15 protein-coding genes are annotated in these 17,960 nt (G+C 66.7%); 10 read left to right on the forward strand and 5 right to left on the reverse strand.

Annotated elements, in window-relative coordinates:
• Window positions 1-2: 2 nt before the first annotated feature.
• From recC to recD, 3 genes are read left to right on the forward strand one after another with little or no spacing between them, the layout of a single operon-like run.
• Complete coding sequence (gene recC, locus ACFSQR_RS14565; protein ID WP_377730647.1) at window positions 3-3,383, forward strand: exodeoxyribonuclease V subunit gamma; 3,381 nt, start codon at window positions 3-5, stop codon at window positions 3,381-3,383.
• Window positions 3,380-7,021, forward strand: a complete 3,642-nt coding sequence (gene recB / locus ACFSQR_RS14570; protein ID WP_377730648.1) for an exodeoxyribonuclease V subunit beta — start codon at window positions 3,380-3,382, stop codon at window positions 7,019-7,021. The genes recC and recB overlap by 4 nt, the downstream gene beginning before the upstream one ends.
• Window positions 7,014-8,915, forward strand: coding sequence for an exodeoxyribonuclease V subunit alpha (recD, locus tag ACFSQR_RS14575; protein ID WP_377730649.1), 1,902 nt, complete (start codon window positions 7,014-7,016; stop codon window positions 8,913-8,915). Before recB ends, recD begins: the two co-directional genes overlap by 8 nt.
• A 156-nt stretch (window positions 8,916-9,071) precedes the next feature.
• Here recD and ACFSQR_RS14580 read toward each other — a convergent pair whose 3' ends face one another.
• On the reverse strand, window positions 9,072-10,001 hold the full coding sequence (locus tag ACFSQR_RS14580; protein WP_377730650.1) for a serine hydrolase: 930 nt from the start codon (window positions 9,999-10,001) through the stop codon (window positions 9,072-9,074).
• A gap of 380 nt (window positions 10,002-10,381) precedes the next feature.
• Here ACFSQR_RS14580 and ACFSQR_RS14585 point away from each other — a divergent pair, with 380 nt between their 5' ends.
• Together ACFSQR_RS14585 and ACFSQR_RS14590 are read left to right on the forward strand one after the other, a co-directional pair.
• The gene (locus ACFSQR_RS14585; RefSeq protein ID WP_377730651.1) at window positions 10,382-10,903 is read left to right on the forward strand and encodes a GNAT family N-acetyltransferase; all 522 of its coding nucleotides are present in this window, start codon (window positions 10,382-10,384) and stop codon (window positions 10,901-10,903) included.
• Between the two features lie 107 nt (window positions 10,904-11,010).
• A complete protein-coding gene (locus ACFSQR_RS14590; protein ID WP_377730652.1) occupies window positions 11,011-11,643 on the forward strand; it encodes a YcbK family protein in 633 nt (210 codons plus the stop codon).
• On the opposite strand, the gene ACFSQR_RS14595 is transcribed toward ACFSQR_RS14590, so the two are convergent.
• The gene (locus ACFSQR_RS14595) at window positions 11,644-11,835 is read right to left on the reverse strand and encodes a DUF3460 family protein (RefSeq protein WP_377730653.1); all 192 of its coding nucleotides are present in this window, start codon (window positions 11,833-11,835) and stop codon (window positions 11,644-11,646) included.
• A 76-nt stretch (window positions 11,836-11,911) separates the two neighbouring features.
• On the opposite strand from ACFSQR_RS14595, the gene ACFSQR_RS14600 reads away from it, so the two are divergent.
• Genes ACFSQR_RS14600 through ACFSQR_RS14610 form a run of 3 tightly spaced genes read left to right on the forward strand, consistent with a single transcriptional unit; the run spans window position 11,912 to window position 13,759 of the window.
• Window positions 11,912-12,310, forward strand: coding sequence for a hypothetical protein (locus ACFSQR_RS14600; RefSeq protein WP_377730654.1), 399 nt, complete (start codon window positions 11,912-11,914; stop codon window positions 12,308-12,310).
• Between the two features lie 10 nt (window positions 12,311-12,320).
• A complete protein-coding gene (locus tag ACFSQR_RS14605; protein WP_377730655.1) occupies window positions 12,321-13,100 on the forward strand; it encodes a transporter substrate-binding domain-containing protein in 780 nt (259 codons plus the stop codon).
• Window positions 13,100-13,759, forward strand: a complete 660-nt coding sequence (locus tag ACFSQR_RS14610; RefSeq protein WP_377730656.1) for an amino acid ABC transporter permease — start codon at window positions 13,100-13,102, stop codon at window positions 13,757-13,759. The genes ACFSQR_RS14605 and ACFSQR_RS14610 overlap by 1 nt, the downstream gene beginning before the upstream one ends.
• A 48-nt stretch (window positions 13,760-13,807) precedes the next feature.
• Here the strand turns inward: ACFSQR_RS14610 and ACFSQR_RS14615 are convergent, their stop codons facing one another.
• Window positions 13,808-15,436 carry an electron transfer flavoprotein-ubiquinone oxidoreductase gene (locus ACFSQR_RS14615; RefSeq protein ID WP_377730902.1) on the reverse strand — a complete coding sequence of 543 codons (1,629 nt, stop codon included), beginning with the start codon at window positions 15,434-15,436 and terminating at the stop codon, window positions 13,808-13,810.
• Between the two features lie 210 nt (window positions 15,437-15,646).
• Between ACFSQR_RS14615 and ACFSQR_RS14620 the strand changes: the two genes are divergently transcribed.
• On the forward strand, window positions 15,647-16,420 hold the full coding sequence (locus ACFSQR_RS14620; protein WP_377730658.1) for an SDR family oxidoreductase: 774 nt from the start codon (window positions 15,647-15,649) through the stop codon (window positions 16,418-16,420).
• Window positions 16,417-16,830, forward strand: a complete 414-nt coding sequence (locus tag ACFSQR_RS14625) for an acyl-CoA thioesterase (protein ID WP_377730659.1) — start codon at window positions 16,417-16,419, stop codon at window positions 16,828-16,830. The genes ACFSQR_RS14620 and ACFSQR_RS14625 overlap by 4 nt, the downstream gene beginning before the upstream one ends.
• Window positions 16,831-16,936: 106 nt before the next feature.
• Here ACFSQR_RS14625 and ACFSQR_RS14630 read toward each other — a convergent pair whose 3' ends face one another.
• Together ACFSQR_RS14630 and ACFSQR_RS14635 are read right to left on the reverse strand one after the other, a co-directional pair.
• On the reverse strand, window positions 16,937-17,200 hold the full coding sequence (locus ACFSQR_RS14630) for an ORF6N domain-containing protein (RefSeq protein ID WP_377730661.1): 264 nt from the start codon (window positions 17,198-17,200) through the stop codon (window positions 16,937-16,939).
• Between the two features lie 137 nt (window positions 17,201-17,337).
• Window positions 17,338-17,892 (reverse strand): LuxR C-terminal-related transcriptional regulator, encoded by a 555-nt coding sequence (locus ACFSQR_RS14635; protein ID WP_377730663.1) that lies wholly within the window; start codon window positions 17,890-17,892, stop codon window positions 17,338-17,340.
• Between the last annotated feature and the right edge of the window lie 68 nt (window positions 17,893-17,960).

The following is a 17,960-nucleotide window of genomic DNA, read 5'->3' on the forward strand; positions in this document are numbered from 1 at the left end:
CGATGCCCACACCCGTTTCGCCCGGCTTGCTCATTTTGCATGGCAACCAGCTGGAAGAGCTGCGCAGCGCCGTATTTACATGGCTGCGCCAGCATCCGCTCGGGCCACTGGAAGAAGAGACCATCCTGGTACAGTCGAACGGAGTGGCCGAGTGGCTGAAGATCGCGCTAGCGCATGACGCCGGCGTGTGCGCCGCCACCCGCGTGGCGCTGCCGGCCCGCTTCCTGTGGGAGGCGTACCGCAACATGCTGGGGCGCGAACAGGTTCCGGCCCGTTCACCTTTCGACAAGGGCCCGCTGACCTGGCGCCTGATGCGGCTCCTGCCGGCGCTGCTGGACGGGGCCCCGTTCGCGCCGCTGCGCCACTTCCTCGGCGACGGCGACCCGGAACGGCGCCTGCAGCTGGCCGAACGGCTGGCCGACCTGTTCGACCAGTACCAGGTCTACCGCGCCGACTGGCTGGAAGACTGGGCCGCGGGCCGCGACTGCCTGCGCAGCGCGCGCGGCGAAGTGGCGCCGCTGCCGGAGGACCAAGTGTGGCAGGCCCACCTGTGGCGCGCCGTGAACGAGGAGCTGCCGGTGCAGGAGCGCGGTACCGGGCGCGCCACCGTCCACACCCGCTTCGTGCAGGCGATCGCCGAGGGCCGCGCCCCGGCCGCGCCGCTGGCCCGGCGCGTGGTCCTGTTTGGCATCTCCGCACTGCCGTACCAGACCTTGCAGGCGATGGCCGCGCTGTCCGCGCATACCCAGGTGATCCTGGCGGTGCCGAACCCGTGCCGCTACTACTGGGGCGACATCATCGAAGGGCGCGACCTGCTGCGCGCCGCCTACCGCCGCCAGCAGCCGCGCGCCGGGCAGGACCTGTCGGCAGTGCCGATGGAAGAACTGCACCTGCACAGCAACCCGCTGCTGGCCAGCTGGGGCAGGCAGGGGCGCGACTTCGTGCGCATGCTCGACGAATTCGACAGCGCCAGCGAAGGACGCTACGACAACCTGCGCGTGGACCTGTTCGGCGAGGACGAGGGCGAGACCCTGCTGGCGCAAGTCCAGTGCGCGGTGCGCGATTTGCTGCCGCTGCCTGAACACGCTTTCCCGCAGCCGGCGCCTGACGACCGGTCGATCGAATTCGCCGTGGCCCACGCCACCCAGCGCGAAGTCGAGATCCTGCATGACAAGCTGCTGTCCTGGTTCGCCGCAGATCCCACGCTGCGCCCGCGCGACGTGGTGGTGATGGTGCCGGACATCGACACCTTCTCGGCCGCCATCCACGCGGTGTTCGACCAGCACAAGCGCAGCGACCCGCGCTACATTCCTTTCGAAATCGGCGATGTGCGCGACCGCAGCGTCGATCCGCTGCTGGTGGCGCTCGAATGGCTGCTGCGCCTGCCCCAGCAGCGCTGCCGCCAGAGCGAAGTGCGCGACTTGCTCGACGTGCCAGCGATCTCGGCGCGCTTCGGCCTCGACGAAGACGACCTCGCTCTGCTGGGACAATGGATCGAGGGTGCTGGCGTGCGCTGGGGTCTCGACGCTGCCCACCGCGACAGCCTGGGCCTGGGCGCAGCGGGCGAACAGAATTCCTGGATCTTCGGCGTGCGCCGCATGCTGCTCGGTTACGCGAGCGGCGACGGCGAAGCGTTCGCAGGCATCGAGCCCTATCGCGAAGTGGGCGGCCTGGACGCCGCGCTGGCCGGTTCGCTGGCCCAGTTCATCGAAGCGCTGCTGCACTGGCGCGCCGCACTGCACGAAGAGCGCAGTCCCGCGGAGTGGGGCATTGCCGCGCGCGCGCTGCTGGCGGCGTTCTTCAAGCCGCGCCAGGAGGAAGACAAGCTGGTGCTGCGCCAGCTCGACGAGGCGCTGCAGAAATGGCTGGAGACCTGCGCCGACAGCGCCTTCGACGAGCCGGTCCCGCTGGGCGTGCTGCGCGAAGCCTGGCTCAAGCTGCTCGACGAGCCTGCGCTGAACCACCAGTTCGTCTCCGGGGGCGTCACCTTCTGCACCCTGATGCCGATGCGCGCCGTGCCGTTCCGCGTGGTGTGCCTGCTCGGCATGAACGACGGCGAATTCCCGCGCCGCGCCCGCCACGCCGACTTCGACCTGCTGGCGCTGCCCGGCATGGCGCGGCCCGGCGACCGCTCGCGCCGCGACGACGACCGCTACCTGATGCTCGAAGCGCTGCTGGCCGCGCGCGACAAGCTGTACATCAGCTGGGCGGGCCGCAACGTGCGCGACAACTCCGAACAACCGGCTTCCGTACTGGTCTCGCAGCTGCGCGACTACCTGCACGCCGGCTGGCGGATCGATCCAGGCAAGCTGACCACCGTGCACGCGCTGCAGCCGTTCAGCCGCCGCTACTTCGAGGGCGACGCCAGGCTGTTCACCTATGCCGGCGAATGGCGGGCCGCCCATGCGGGGCAGGCGGAGCGGGAAGACGTGCTCCCGCCGTTCGAACTCGAAGCGGGCTACGCGCTGCGCTTCCACGACCTTGCCGATTTCCTCCGCCAGCCCGCACGCCACTTCTTCCGGCGCAGGCTCGGCGTGAGCTTTGGCGATTCGGCGGTGGTGGGCGAGGACGACGAACCGTTCTCGCTCGATGCGCTGCAGCGCTACGGCGTCGAGGACAGCCTGCTGGACGACAGCGCCGAGCCGGAATCGCTGGCCGAGGTGCGCGCCCGCCTGGCCGAGCGCGCGGGCGGACTGGCGCGCGAAGGCGTGCTGCCGATCGGCCTGGTCGGCAAATTATGGGAAGAAGCACTGGTGGAGGAACTGGTCCCGGTGCGCAGCAGCTGGCTGTCGCTGTGCGAGCGCTTCCGCACGCCTGCGCCCAAGCTGGCGGTCAGCCTCGACTTCGGCGAACTGCGCTTCGAGGACTGGGTGGACAAGCTGCGCACGGACGGCAGCGACGTCGCCTGGCTGGCGCAGATGTCGTCGCGCGTGCTGTCAAAGGCGGGCGAAGTGCGCGACGAAAAGCTGGCCGGTGCCTGGCTACGCCAGCTGGCCTGCGCCGCCGCCGGCCAGCCGGTGACGGGCTACCTGGTGGCGCGCGACGCGGTCGTGACCATGGCGCCGCTGCCGCAGGCAGGGGCGATCGCCGCGCTGTCCGAACTGGCGCGCCTGTGGCGCAGCAACCTAGACGCGCCGCTGCCGGTGGCTTGCAAGACCGCATTGGCCATGCTGCATGACGGCGATGCGCGCCGCGTCTACGAAGGCGACTTCGAGATGAGCGGCGAGGTCGACGACCTGTGCCTGGCCCGCTTGTGGCCGGATTTCGCCACGCTGAGCGGGGAAGAGGCGTTCCCGGAAGTCGCCGACGCCCTGTACCGGCCCCTGGTCGACTGGATCGCCGAATACGTCAGCGTGCGCAAGATCGGCGAGGAGCAGGCATGAGCGAAAAACTCGACGCCCTGGCATTCCCGCTGCACGGCTCGCGCCTGATCGAAGCGTCTGCCGGCACCGGCAAGACCTGGACCATCGCCGCGCTGTACCTGCGCCTGGTGCTGGGCCACGGGGCAGGGGCGGCGTTCCAGCGGCCGCTGATGCCTCCGGAGATCCTGGTGATGACCTTCACCCGCGCCGCCACGCGCGAGCTGTCCAACCGCGTGCGCGAGCGCCTGGTCGAGGCGGCCGCCTTCTTCCGCAGCGGCGGCGAGGGCGCCGACCCGTTCCTGCGCGCGCTGGCCGCCAGCTATCCGGACGAGCGCGAACGCATGGCCTGCGCGCACCGCCTGGCGCTTGCCGCCGAGACGATGGACGAGGCCTCGGTATTCACCATCGATGCCTGGTGCCAGCGCATGCTGCGCGAGCACGCATTCGACAGCGCCAGCCTGTTCGACGAGGAACTGGTCAGCGACGAGCGCGCCCTGTTCGAGGACGCCGTGCACGACTACTGGCGCGCGCATGTCTACTCGCTCGATGCCCGTGCGCTGCAATCGGTGCTGGACTGCTGGCCGGACGTGGGCGCCCTCAAGTCCGCGCTGGGCCAGCTGGTGCACCGCGCCGCCCTGCTGGGCGAGGTACCGCATGAGCCGCTGGCGCAGCTGATTGCGCGGGCCGAAGCCGAACGGCGCGCCTGCCTGGCGCGGATCAAGGAAGGCTGGGCGGAGCGCACCGACAGCATGGAAGGCTGGATCGCCGCGCAGCGCGAGGCCAATCCCAAGTGCTTCAACGGGAACAAGATGCGCGCCGACACCCTGGCCAAGGCCTTCGGCGCCTTGCGCGCATGGGCGGCCGACCCGGCGCAGCACATGCCCGACCTGACCGAGGCGGCCTGGAAGCGCCTGACCCCGGACGGCATCGCGGACGCCTTCTCCGCCAGTTTCGTGGCCGAGGTCCCTGGCTGCTTCGAACCGTTCGCCACGCTGCGCGAATGCCTGGCCGAAGTCGAGCCGCTGAAGCATGCGCTGGTGCGCCACGCGTGCGCGCACATCACGCGCCGCATGGCAGAACTCAAGAGCCGGCGCCGCCAGTTCGGCTTTGCCGACATGCTGGAACGGCTCAAGTCCGCGCTGGAAGGCGGGAACGGCGCGGCGCTGCGCAAGCGCATCGTGCAGCAGTTCCCGGTCGCGATGATCGACGAATTCCAGGACACCTCGCCGGACCAGTACCGCATCTTCGACCTGCTCTACCGCGTGGCCGACAACGACGCCGACACCGGCCTGCTGCTGATCGGCGACCCCAAGCAATCGATCTACGGCTTCCGCGGCGCCGACATCCACAGCTACCTGGCCGCGCGCCGCGCGACCGAGGGCCGCCACTACCAGCTCGGCACCAACTACCGGTCGACCGAAGCGCTGGTGGCCGCAGTCAACCAGCTGTTCATGCACGCCGAAGGCGACGGCGCGGGCAAGTCCGGCTTTGCCGCCGGCGCCTTCCGGTTCCGCAGGGACGGCATGAATCCGCTGCCGTTCGATCCGGTGGACGCAAAAGGGAAGTCCGAACGCCTGGTGGGCGTCGAGGGACCCTACCAGGCGCTGGCCGTGTGCGCGAGCGAGCGCGATGACATGCGCGTCAACGAATACCGGGACTTCTTTGCCCAGCACTGCGCCGAACACATCGTCGGCCTGCTGAACAACCCCGCGGTCGGCTTCGACGGCGCACAGGGCTTCCGCCGCGTGGCGCCGGCCGATATCGCCGTGCTGGTGCGGGACCGCAAGGAGGCGAACGCAATCCGCAAGGCCCTGCAGCAGCGCCTCGTCGCCAGCGTCTACCTGTCCGACAAGGACTCCGTGATGGAAAGCGTGGAAGCGGCCGACATGCTGCGCTGGCTGGGCGCCGTTGCCAGCCCGCTCGACGGCGCGCTGGCGCGGGCCGCCTTTGCCACCCGTACCGCCGCGCTGCCGCTGGCCGAACTGGCGCGCCTGTCGCACGACGAGGCCGCGTGGGAGCAGCGCGTCGAACAGCTCAAGTCCCTGCACTCGGTATGGCAGCGCCAGGGCGTGCTGGCGATGCTGCGGCGCTTCGTGCACGAACTGGGCCTGCCGGCGCTGCTGCTAGGCCAGCCGGGCGGGGAACGCAGCCTCACCAACCTGCTGCACCTGGCGGAGCTGCTGCAAAGTGCCAGCACCCAGCTCGATGGCGAGCAGGCGCTGATCCGCTGGTTCGCCGAACAGGTGCAGGGGGAGGGCGAGGACAGCGACGAGCGCGTGCTGCGGCTGGAGAGCGACGCTGCGCTGGTCAAGGTGGTCACGGTCCACAAATCGAAGGGCCTGGAGTATCCCCTGGTGTACCTGCCGTTCGCGGTCACCGCGCGCAAGACCGAAAAGCGCAACCGCAGCTTCTTCGAATACGTCGACGGCGACGGCGTGCGCAAGCTGGACCTGGCGCTGCGCGACGAGGCGATGGCTGCCGTCGAACGGGCGCGCATCGAGGAAGACCTGCGCCTGCTGTACGTGGCACTCACGCGCGCCGGCCATTTCCTGTGGCTGGGCGTGGCTGCGATCGCGGACGGCCGCACCGGCAAGAGCCGCCTGCATGAATCGGCGCTCGGCTACCTGCTTGGCGGCGGTGAACCGGTCGAGGCGGCGGGCCTGCGGTCCTGCTGGGACAGCGTGCGCGGCGAGGGCTGCGACATCGCCTTCGCGTCGGTCGGCGCACCCGAGGGGATGACCATGCTCGACCGCGCCGACGTGCAGCCGGCGCTGCGCGACGCCTGCGAATTCGACGGCCAGTTCGAACGCGACTGGTCGGTCGGCAGCTTCACCTCGATCACGCGCCAGACCAGCGCGCCGCCCGCGCAGGCCGCCGACGAGACCCTGCTCGAAGACGGCGATGCCGTGGCCGCGTCGCGCCTGGACGACGCGCCGTGGCACCGCTTCCCGCGCGGGCCGGTGCCCGGCAGCTTCCTGCACGGCGTGCTGGAACTGGCTGCGCGCGAAGGCTTCGGCCAGCTTGGCCATGACTACGCCAGGCGGCGTATCGAGCAGCACATCCGCCGCGCCGGATGGGAGCACCGGCTGGAAGAGACCCTGGCATGGGTCGACGCGGTCGCAGCTGCGCCGCTGCCGCCGCTGGGCGGCGCCTTGTCCGCCATCGGCGTGTCGATGCCGGAAATGGAATTCTGGTTCCCGAGCGAGCGGCTGGACGTGCGCGCGCTCGACCGCCTGTGTGCGGACCGCACGCTGGGCGGCATTGCGCGCCCGCTCTTGCCGGCGCGCGAGCTGCACGGCATGCTCAAGGGCTTTGCCGACCTGGTGTTCGAACACGAAGGCAGGTACTGGGTGCTCGACTACAAATCGAATGCGCTGGGCGGCAGCGACGCCGCCTACACGGCAGGCGCGATGGATGCCGCCATGGCCGCGCACCGCTACGACATCCAGGGCGCCATCTATATGCTGGCGCTGCACCGCCTGCTGGCGAGCCGGCTGGGCGACCGCTACGATCCGGCGCGGCAGCTGGGAGGCGCTATCTTCCTGTTCCTGCGCGGGATCGGCAACCCGTCCACGCGCGGCTGCTGCATGCTCGCACCGGACCTGGAACTGCTGGACGCCATCGATGGCCTGTTGAAGGGAGAGGACGCGCATGGCTGACCTGAACCCACTCTGGCTCGAGGTGGATCGCCTGACCGAAGAGGGCAAGCTGCGCCGCCTATCCGGCGCCTTCGCGCGCTTCATCGCCTCCACCGTTGGCGGCGGCCCCGAGCTGATGCTGGCCTGCGTGGTCCTGTCCGAACTCGAAGGCCGCGGCCACAGCTGCCTGGTGCTGGGCGAGCTGGCATCGAAGCCGGCCGAGCTGCTGGGCTGGGATGGCGAAGACTGGCGCGCGCTGGGCCAGCACTGCCACGCGTTGCCGCGCACCGCCAAAGCATGGGGCGAGGTCCTGGGCGCCGCGGGCCAGGTCTGGCTGCCTGGCGATTTCGACTTCGGCCAGCCGCTGGTGCTGGACGGCGAGCGCCTGTACTTGCGCCGCTACTGGCGCGACGAAGCGCAGGTTGCCGGCTCCATCATGGAGCGTGCGTGCGCGCGCCGCGAGGTCGACACCGGCGCCGTGCGCGCATGGCTGGACGCGCTCTTCGTCCAGGACCGCAAAGGGGAGGATGGGCAGGACTGGCAGAAGCTCGCCTGCGCGGTCGCCCTGCGCAGCCATGTCGCCATCATTACGGGCGGTCCCGGCACCGGCAAGACCTATACCGTCGCGCGCCTGCTCGCGCTGCTGTTCGCCACTGCCGGCAACGCCCGGCAGCAGCGCATCGCGCTGGCTGCGCCAACCGGCAAGGCGGCGGCCCGCCTCAAGCAATCGATCGAAAAGGCGCTGGGCGAACTGGCCGGCCGCGTGGAAGGGGAACTCGACCTGCGCGAACTGATTGCCCGCATGGGCGCCGCGCGCACCCTGCATAGCCTGCTGGGCGCGCGGCCCGATACGCGCGCGTTCGCGCACCACCGCGGCAACCCGCTCGACGTGGACGTCCTGATCGTCGACGAAGCATCGATGGTGCACCTGGAGATGATGTCCGCGCTGCTGGACGCGCTGCCAGCGCACGCCACGCTGGTCCTGCTGGGCGACAAGGACCAGCTGGCATCGGTCGAGGCGGGCGCCGTGCTGGGCGACCTGTGCCACGACGCCCAGGCCGGCAACTACACAGCCGACACCGTCGGTTTCATCGAACAGGCCAGCGGCGAGCAGGTGCCGGACGCATTCCACGGCAATGGCGGCGCCCTGGCCCAGCAGACTGTCATGCTGCGGCGCAGCCGGCGCTTCGGCGGCCCGATCGGCCAGCTGGCCCTCGCCGTGAATGCCGGCGACATCGAGCGCGTGCGCGAAGTGCTCGCGAGCGGCGGTCCCGAGGTCGAATGGCAGGACAAGGCCAGCCAGCGCAGCGTCGTGCAGCTTGCCGTGGACGGCTACCGGCCCTACCTCGAGCGCCTGCGCGCCGACCCGCACGACGCCCGGCCGATCCTGCAGGCGTTCGAATCCTTCCGGCTCCTGTGTGCAGTGCGCGAAGGCGAGTGGGGCGTCGACGGCCTGAACACGGCCATCGAAGAGCGTCTCGACGCGCTGCGCCTGTTGCCCGGTCGCGGCGAATGGTACGTCGGCCGTCCCGTCATGGTGACCCGCAACGACTACGGCGCCGGCGTCTTCAACGGCGACATCGGGCTGACGCTGCCGGATCCGGCGCGGCCCGGCTCCCTGCGCGTGTACTTCCTGGAAGGCGACAGCGTGCGCAGCGTGCTCGCCACACGCCTGCGCCACGTCGACACCGCCTTCGCCATGACCGTCCACAAGTCGCAGGGATCCGAATTTGCCCACACCGTCCTGGTCCTGCCGCGCGAGCGCAGCGCCGTGATCGCCCGCGAGCTGATCTACACAGGTATCACCCGCGCCAGCCGCCGCTTCACCCTGATGTCCTCTGGCGCGAGCGTCCTCGAGCAGGGCATCGCCACGCGCACCCAGCGCGCCAGCGGCCTGCGCGCCCGCCTCGCCTGACGCCGCGCACACTGCACCTCTCTGTTGAAGACGTCTCGTCAACGGATGGGTTGTGCCTGCCCTGCGTTTGGCGGAATCGGCCCAAACATGACCGATTCCGCCAATATTGAGGCAATAAAAAAGGACGCCGAAGCGTCCTTTTGGGGAGCGTGCCGCTTAGCGGCGCTTGCGGGTCGAGACGCGCTTCTTGCTCTTGCTGATGCTGCTCTTGGCCTTGACGATGCGGATCGACGAGCGCTTGCCCTTGGCAACCTTGCGCGACTTGACTGCCTTGCGCACCTTTGCCACTTGCGGCTCTTCGCCGGTGATGAAGCGGCGGATGTTCATGGCGTCCAGCACGCGGCTGGAAGTGGTCTGCGCGTTCAGCAGCACCAGGGTGGCGTTCTTGCCCGCCATCTTGATGCTCATGATCAGGCAACGGCCGGCTTCGCGGGTGTAGCCGGTCTTCGACAGGCCGATGTCCCAGCCCTTGGCGCTCACCAGGCGGTTGGTGTTGTGGAAGCCGACCGCGCGGCTGCCCAGGCGCACTTCTTCATTGCTGGTGGTCGACAGGCGGGTGATCTCCGGATACTTGGAAGCTGCCTGGGCCATCTTGATCAGGTCGGCTGCGGTCGAGCGGTTGCGCGGCGACAGGCCGGTCGGCTCTTCGATGACGGTGTTGGTCATGCCCAGCGCGGCGATCTTGGCGTTGACGGCAGCCTTGAACGCAGCGAAGCCACCCGGATAGGTGCGGCCCAGCGAGGCGGCGGCACGGTTATCGGACGACATCAGGGCCAGCAGGAGCACGTCGCGGCGCGCGATGACGCTGCCCACAGGCACGCGCGAGCTGCTGTGCTTGAGCGTGTCGACGTCGGTACGGTCGATCGCGATGCGCTCGTCCATGTCCTGGTTGGCGTCGAGCACGACCATCGCGGTCATCAGCTTGGTCAGCGATGCGATCGGGACGACCGCATTGGCGTTCTTTTCCAGCAGGATCTTACCGGTCTCGTCTTCGACGACGAGCACGGACTTCGAGCCGAACGGTAGCGCGAACGCGGCGCTAGCGGCAACGGACAGGAAGGCGGCGACGAACAGTTTCTTGATCATGGATCTCCATTTCATAGCTGAGAAGGCTCCACAGGAAAATGTTACATGTGACACTGAAAGTGTGTCGGGCCGTGAAGCATTACTTTAAGTACCGACGATAGCACCTGAAAATCCCCATGTAAATGCCAAGCACACCAATATGCCGCGTAATCGCTAAAAAAATCGCGTTCTGTGATCAGAATGGCTTCTTAATATGCCAAAAATGGGCTGTTTTGCTGTCATTTCGTCATGGATGGGGTAACAAAGCGCCGATACAACGGTTGCGCCAAATCTGTTGAGGTATCGCAGGACACTGGCTTACAATCCGCAGCCGACCCGATTGGCGAGGCCAGTGTATAGTTGGGTATATGCATACCGCTTCCGCATTTTTTGCCTGAAACATGAACCTTGTGATCCGCACCGCCACCCCTGAAGACGCCAGCGCCGCCTGCACCGTGCTGCGCCGTTCGATCGTGGAATGCTGCGCCGAGGATCACCGCAACGATCCGGTCGTGCTGGACGCCTGGCTCGGCAACAAGGATCCCCAGACGGTGGCCGGCTGGTTCGCCTCGCCCGCCAACTGTTCGCTGCTGGCGGAACTGGACGGGAAGGTGGTCGGCGTCGGCCTGGTCAACCAGGCCGGCAAGCTTTCGCTGTGCTACGTGCTGCCGGAGGCGCTGCACATCGGCGCCGGCAAGGCCCTGCTGCGCGGCCTGGAGCAACAGGCGCGCGCCTGGGGCGTGACGACCATCCGCCTGAACAGCACTGCGGCGGCCAGCGCCTTTTATGCCCGCAACGGCTACCTGCACGGCGGGCGCGAGCGATCCTGCTTCGGCCTCGAATGCGATTTCTTCTGGAAGAAGCTGGACGAGCCGGTGCAGGCGGGCGCCGCAAAGCAACGCTTCTGCGGCTGCAGCGGCTGATCTTCACCAAAGGGCTTGTTGCGCAGTCAACATTCTTGCCCGTGCTCACTTGAAAAACCGCTACGTTCCGCTATAGTACGGGCCACGTTATTGTTGGGTTACCGTAGATGGCTTCACGCAGAGAATTTATCCGGCGCTCGTTCGCGTTGTCGGCGCTCGCTGCCCCGATGGTGTGGGCTAAATCCCGCAAGGAAGCGGCCGCGCAGACCGAGCTGGCGCCGCCGCCCGACCTGTTCGATGCGCAGGCGCTCGACCTGGATTTCTGGCTCAAGCCGCGCACGCTGTCGCTGGTGCGTCCGCAGACCGGCGAGCGCACCAGGGTGCTGTACTGGAAGGATGGCGAGGTCATCGATTCGGCCTACCAGGAGCTGTGCCATGTGCTGCGCGACGTGAACGGCAAGCGCGCCGCCCCGATCGACCCCAAGCTGTTCGAGACGCTGTGGGGTACGCAGGCCTTCATCGAACGCTACGGCATCAGCCAGCCGCTCGAGATCCTGTCCGGCTACCGGACCGAGGAATCCAACAACCGCCTGCGCGAGCAGGGCATTCCTGCGGCGCGACAGTCGCTGCACCTGCAGGGCAAGGCGGCCGATATCCGGGTGCCGCGCCTGTCGGCCGAGGTGCTGGGCGGGCTGATCCGCAGCTTCCGCACCGGCGGGGTAGGCTTCTATTACCGTTCCGGCCCGTCCGGCGGCTGGATCCATACCGACACCGGCTTGCAGCGAACCTGGAAAGGCTGATCAGTCGTAGGGATACGGCTTGGCCGGCACCTCGGACTCGCGCTCCTTTTCGGCCTGGTCCAGGTCCAGCCGGTGGTCCCACCAGATATACCAGCCCCGTTCCTGGTCCTCGATGACGTCCGGGTGCTTCTTCAGGAACGCATCCATATACCGTTCGAACTCCGAAACATACGCGCCTTTGGTCTTGTGCATCTGTCGAGCTCCTTGAACATACAGACGGGGCAGGTAAAATGCCGTACGATATGCCGTCCAGCAATTTTTCCCCATCATGAACCACGCAGCCGCACCCCGATTCAAACCACGCCCCTGGGTGGAACTGCTCACACCACAAGATGTGGAGGCCTGGATCGAGGAACACAACGCCTGCATGCAGGAAATGATCGGCCCGCGCGAAACGGGAGCGGGCATCCGCTTCGAGCTTGCGCCGGGCGGCAGCCTGACCATGCAGACCCAGGAGGACGCGGTCGTAGTAGACCTCGACGCGGAGGCCGAATGGATCTCCCCGCTGATCGAAGCCGCCACCAGCGTCACGCCGCCCAAGGGCCGGCTCTGGGTGCTGCCGGCCGACCGCCTGGTCCAGCTCATCCTGGGGCTGTCCACGCTGGTGTCGAGCACGATCCTCGTGACCGGCCATCCGTTCGGCAGCCGCCGCCACAGTTATCTCTAAGGATTCACGCATGAAAAAACAGCTCTTGACGCTGGCGCTGGGCGCACTGCTCTCGCTGCCCGCCATCGCGGCCGACCTGCTGGACGTGGCCAAGGCGCGCGGCACCCTGCGCATCGCAATGGAAGGCACCTACCCGCCATTCAATTTCAAGGATCCGAAGTCGGGGCAACTGGCCGGCTACGACGTGGACGTGGCGCGCATCGTCGCTGCCAAGCTGGGCCTCAAGCCGGAATTCGTGACCACCGAGTGGAGTGCGATCCTGGCGGGACTGGGCGCGGGCAAGTACGACGTGATCGTGAGCCAGGTCGGCATCAGTCCCAAGCGCGTGCAGGCCTTCGATTTCTCGACCCCGTACACCTTCTCCAGTCCCCAGTTGATCGTGCGCCGCAACGACAGCGCGGCCTACCGTTCGCTGGCGGACCTGAAGGGCAAGAAGATCGGCGTCGGCCAGGGCAGCGTATTCGAACAGCAGGCCAAGGCGGTGCCGGGCATCGAGGTGCGCAGCTATCCGGCCGCGCCCGAGAACCTGCAGGACCTGGCGTTCGGCCGCATCGACGCGGCCCTCAACGACAGCCTGATGGTCGCCTACCTGCTGCAGAATTCAAAGCTGCCGATCAAGGCCGGCGCGCGCGTCGGCGCGATCGAGCGCACCGGCATCCCGTTCAAGAAGAACAACCCGAAGTTCAAGTCGGCGCTGAACAAGGCGCTCGCGGACGCGCAGGCCGATGGCAGCCTGAAGGCGGCATCGGTCAAGTGGTTCGGCGCTGACGTGACGCGCGCGCCGAACTGATGGTCGAACTGTTCGAGCTGCTGCGCGAAGCCGCTCCCGTCTTGATGACGGGAGCCATGTACACGCTCCTGTTTGCGCTGGCATCGATGGTCGGCGGCCTGGCGATCGGCTTCCCGGTTGCGGTGATGCGGCTGTCGCCATGGGCGCTGGTGCGCTGGCCGGCATCGGTGTACGTGAGCGCGATGCGCGGCACGCCGCTGCTGGTGCAGCTGTTCGTCATTTACTATGGCCTGCCAAGCATCGGGATCGAATTCACGCCGGTCACTGCAGGCGTGCTGGCGCTGTCCCTGAATGCGGGCGCCTACCTGTCGGAGAGCCTGCGCGGCGCGATCCAGAGCATCGGGCAGGGCCAGTGGCGGGCCAGCTTCAGCCTCGGCCTGGGATACTGGCAGTCGCTGTGGTTTGTGGTGATGCCGCAGGCGCTGCGGGTGGCGGCTCCCTCGATGAGCAATACGCTCATCAGCCTGATCAAGGATACCTCGCTGGTCTCGGTGATCACCATGACCGAGCTGATGCTGTCCACCAAGGAGGTGATCGCGGTGACGTTCCAGCCGCTGCCGCTGTACATCGCCGCCGCGTGCATCTACTGGATCATGAGCCTCGGGTTCGAGCACCTGCAGCGCATCGCCGAGCGCCGCCTGAACCGCGCGCACCGCTAAGGGGACCGTCCCCAATAAAAAAACCTGCCGAAGCAGGTTTTTTTGCGATCACATGTTCGGGTAATTCGGCCCGCCGCCGCCTTCCGGCGTCACCCACACGATGTTCTGCGTCGGATCCTTGATGTCGCAGGTCTTGCAGTGCACGCAGTTCTGCGCGTTGATCTGCAGCTTGTCCTTGCCGTCGTCCGTCTTCACGAACTCGTACACGCCCGCCGGGCAGTAGCGCTGCTCGGGACCGGCAAACTGCGCCAGGTTCACGCCGACCGGAATGCTGTCGTTCTTCAGCGTCAGGTGCACCGGCTGGTCTTCCGCGTGGTTGGTGTTCGAGATGAACACCGACGACAGGCGGTCGAAGGTCAGCTTGCCATCGGGCTTCGGATACACGATCGGGCGGAAGTCCGCCGCCGGCCGCAGGCACTCGTGATCCGCCTTCGAGTGGCGCAGCGTCCACGGCGCCTTGCCGCGGAAGACGATCTGGTCGATGCCGGTCATGATGGTGCCCAGCACCAGGCCCTTGTTCAGCCACTGCTTGACGTTGCGCGCCACGTGCAGCTCTTCCTTCAGCCACGACGCTTCGAACGCCTGCGGATACTCGGCCAGTTCGTCGTGCTGGCGGCCGGCGGCCAGCGCCTGCGCCACCGATTCGGCGGCCAGCATGCCGGTCTTGATCGCGGCATGGCTGCCCTTGATGCGGCTCATGTTGAGGAAGCCGGCGTCGCAGCCGATCAGCGCGCCGCCCGGGAACACCACCTTCGGCAGCGACTGCAGGCCGCCGGCGGTGATCGCGCGCGCGCCATAGGAGATGCGCTTGCCGCCTTCGAAGAAGGTGCGGATCTCAGGGTGCGTCTTATAGCGCTGGAACTCCTCGTACGGCGACAGGTAAGGGTTGGCGTAGTTCAGGCCCACCACATAGCCGACGGCCACCAGGTTGTTCTCCAGGTGATACAGGAAGGAGCCGCCGTAGGTGTCGTGCGGCAGCGGCCAGCCGGTGGTGTGGATGACCAGGCCCGGCTTGTGCTTGGCCGGATCGATCTCCCACAGCTCCTTGATGCCGATGCCGTAGGCCTGCGGGTCCTTGCCCTTGTCGAGTTCATATTTGGCGATCAGGCGCTTGCCGAGGTGGCCGCGCGAACCTTCCGCGAACAGCGTGTACTTGGCGTGCAGTTCCATCCCGAGCTGGAAGTCGGGACCCGGCTCGCCGTCGCGCTTGACGCCCATGTTACCGGTGGCGACACCCTTGACCGAGCCGTCGTCGTTGTAGAGGATTTCCGCCGCAGGGAAGCCGGGGAAGATCTCGACGCCCAGGCTTTCGGCCTGCTGGCCGAGCCAGCGCACCACGTTCGCCAGCGAGACGATGTAATTACCATGGTTCTCGAAGCAGGCCGGCACCATGAAGCCAGGCGTCTGGTACGCCTTCTTCTCGGTCAGGAACAGCACACGGTCTTCGGTCACTTCGGTGTTCAGCGGCGCGCCCAGTTCCTTCCAGTTCGGCAGCAGCTCGGTCAGCGCGCGCGGGTCCATCACGGCGCCCGACAGGATGTGCGCGCCGACCTCGGAGCCTTTTTCCAGTACGCAGACGTTGATCTCCTGGCCTTTTTCGGCGGCCAGCTGTTTCAACCTGATCGCGGCGGACAGTCCGGCAGGGCCGCCGCCGACGATGACCGCGTCATATTCCATCGCTTCGCGCGGGCCGAATTGTTCTACTAGTTTGTTTGGCTCATTCATGGTGGGCAAGGGTGCAAAGAATCAGGCACGAAGTGTGCGTGTTTTTAGCGAGGATTGCAACTTTGGGTGTTAGTTCGCCTGATTATTAGACTGCGCAATCTAATGTGGCGATTTGTGTAAGATGATGGTTTCGCCAGCATTAGCGATCCGGGGAGTCCGATTGTGGGTATTGAAGTGAATTTCGAGGGCAAGATCGCCCTTGTGACAGGAGCGTCGAGTGGCTTGGGCGCCAGTTTTTCGCGGGCCCTGGCGGCGGCCGGCGCCGAGGTCGTGCTGGCGTCGCGCGACGTCGAGCGGCTCAAGGAGCTGCGCGCGGAGATCGAGGCGGCCGGCGGCGCCGCCCATGTGGTCACGATGGACGTCACCGACTACAACAGCATCAAGGCGGCCATCGCGCACGCCGAGACCGAAGCAGGGCCGATCGACATCCTGGTGAACAACTCCGGCGTCTCGGCCACCCAGCGCCTGCTGGACGTGACGCCAGAGGACTACGCCTTCGTCATGGACACCAACCTGCGCGGCGCTTTCTTCGTGGCGCAGCAGGCGGCCAAGCGGATGGTGGCGCGCGCCAAGGGCGACCCGAAGAAGAGCCACCGGATCATCAACATCGCCTCCGTGGCGGGCATGCGCGTGATCCCGCAGATCGGCGTGTACTGCATGAGCAAGGCCGGCGTGGTGCAGATGACGCGCGCCATGGCGCTGGAATGGGGCAAGTACAACATCAACGTCAACGCGATCTGCCCGGGCTACATCGCCACCGAGATCAACGAGGAATACTTCGCGTCCGAGCAGGGCCTGCAGCTGATCGAATCGCTGCCGCGCAAGCGCGTGGGCAAGCCGGAATACCTGGACGGGCTGCTGCTCCTGCTCGCGTCCGAGGAATCGCACTTCGTCAACGGCGCCGTGATCGCGGCGGACGACGGGATGACTGCATGACCGACAAAAAGCACGTCCACACCATGCGCATGCCGATCCGCTGGGGCGACATGGACGCCATGGGGCATGTCAACAATACCGTCTACTTCCGCTATATAGAAACCGCGCGTATCGCCTGGCTCGAAGAGAACCGCTACGAGCCGACGGCGGAAGGCGAGGGCCCTGTCATCGTCAGTGCGTTCTGCTCCTTCATGCGCCAGTTGAAGTACCCGGGCGACATTGAAATCCGTACCTTCGTTGGCCCGGCGGGCCGCTCCAGCTTCGAGATGACGCACGAGATCCGCGCCGTCGGGCCGGACGGCGTGGCGGGCGAGGTGAATGCCGAAGGCGGCGCCAAGATCGTCTGGGTCAACATGAAGCAGGAAAAGTCCGTCCCGCTTCCCGACCAGGTCCGCGCATTGCTGGCGTAAACGGGCGGTCCCCGCAGGTGCAAACCTCGGTAGTGCGATCGCTTGCGCGCTGCCCAGTACTGACGAGAGCATCGCTACGCCCTGTTCCGTGAACGCATACGGCGCGTTAGCGTCGGCCCCCACGCCCAGGCTTTGAGATCACAGATTGTGATCTCAAAGCGTCCCATTCGATGGCATCTAACTGGAACATGAAATCTTCCGGGAAGCGGTCGAGGTTGCGTTTGACCGCTTGCACCAAGGCGCTTGTGGTTACGCCATACAAAGCAGCCAGGTCAGCATCAAGCATGATTCTCTGTGCGCGGATAACCAGGATCCTTCGGTCGATCTGGACAAGTGGCGCCTGGTGAAGAGTTGCTCGCAGCGTGCTCATCGTTTCGGATCCCGGTGTGGTCGCGTTCGTAGGAGCAGGCGGTCGGGTCAGTGAAACCATTGGAAGGGCTGCCCGTGGATACTCCGCGTCGAGTAGAACAGTTATGTATTGACCGTAAAAAAAACCTGGCCAGTTCCCTAAGCGCCCATCAGCTTGTGGACTAATTCAGAGGAGGTGGAGGCGCTGAACTTGCGCATCAGCTTCGCGCGGTGCATTTCCACCGTGCGCGGCGACAGGCCCGTCTCCTTGGCGATGATCTTGCTGGTCTTGCCTTCGACGATGAAGGCGGCGATCTCGCGCTCGCGCGGTGTCAGCTCCTTCGACACCGGCCGCTTTTCGCTGACATCCTCGAACGTCCATACACCGGCACCGAGCGGCTGCCGGGGGTCGAGCGCACGCCCGCTCACATGGCACCAGAACAGCTCCCCGTTCGCGCGCCGCATGATGCGCTCGTCCGAGTAGCGTCCCTTGGCATTCATGATCGGTACGATGCGGTCGCCCGTGCGCAGGAATTCGTCCATGGTCGGGTACAGCACCTGGAACGACTTGCCGGCCAGTTCGCCGCGCGCGTAGCCGAACATGTCCTCCAGCGTATCGTTGGACGACTGGATCACGCGGTCGACCGAGATGCACATGCCCACCGGCGCATACCGGAAGATGGTTTCGAAGTCGATGGCAGGGTTTGCGGTCATCGTTTGCGCAGCCTCGGATTGGACAGGTATTTCTACGGTATTGTGCTTTCTGAACGCGTATTCTATGC

Origin of the sequence: Pseudoduganella sp. GCM10020061 (assembly GCF_042683405.1) — a bacterium.
In the GTDB taxonomy this organism is placed as follows: domain Bacteria; phylum Pseudomonadota; class Gammaproteobacteria; order Burkholderiales; family Burkholderiaceae_D; genus Telluria.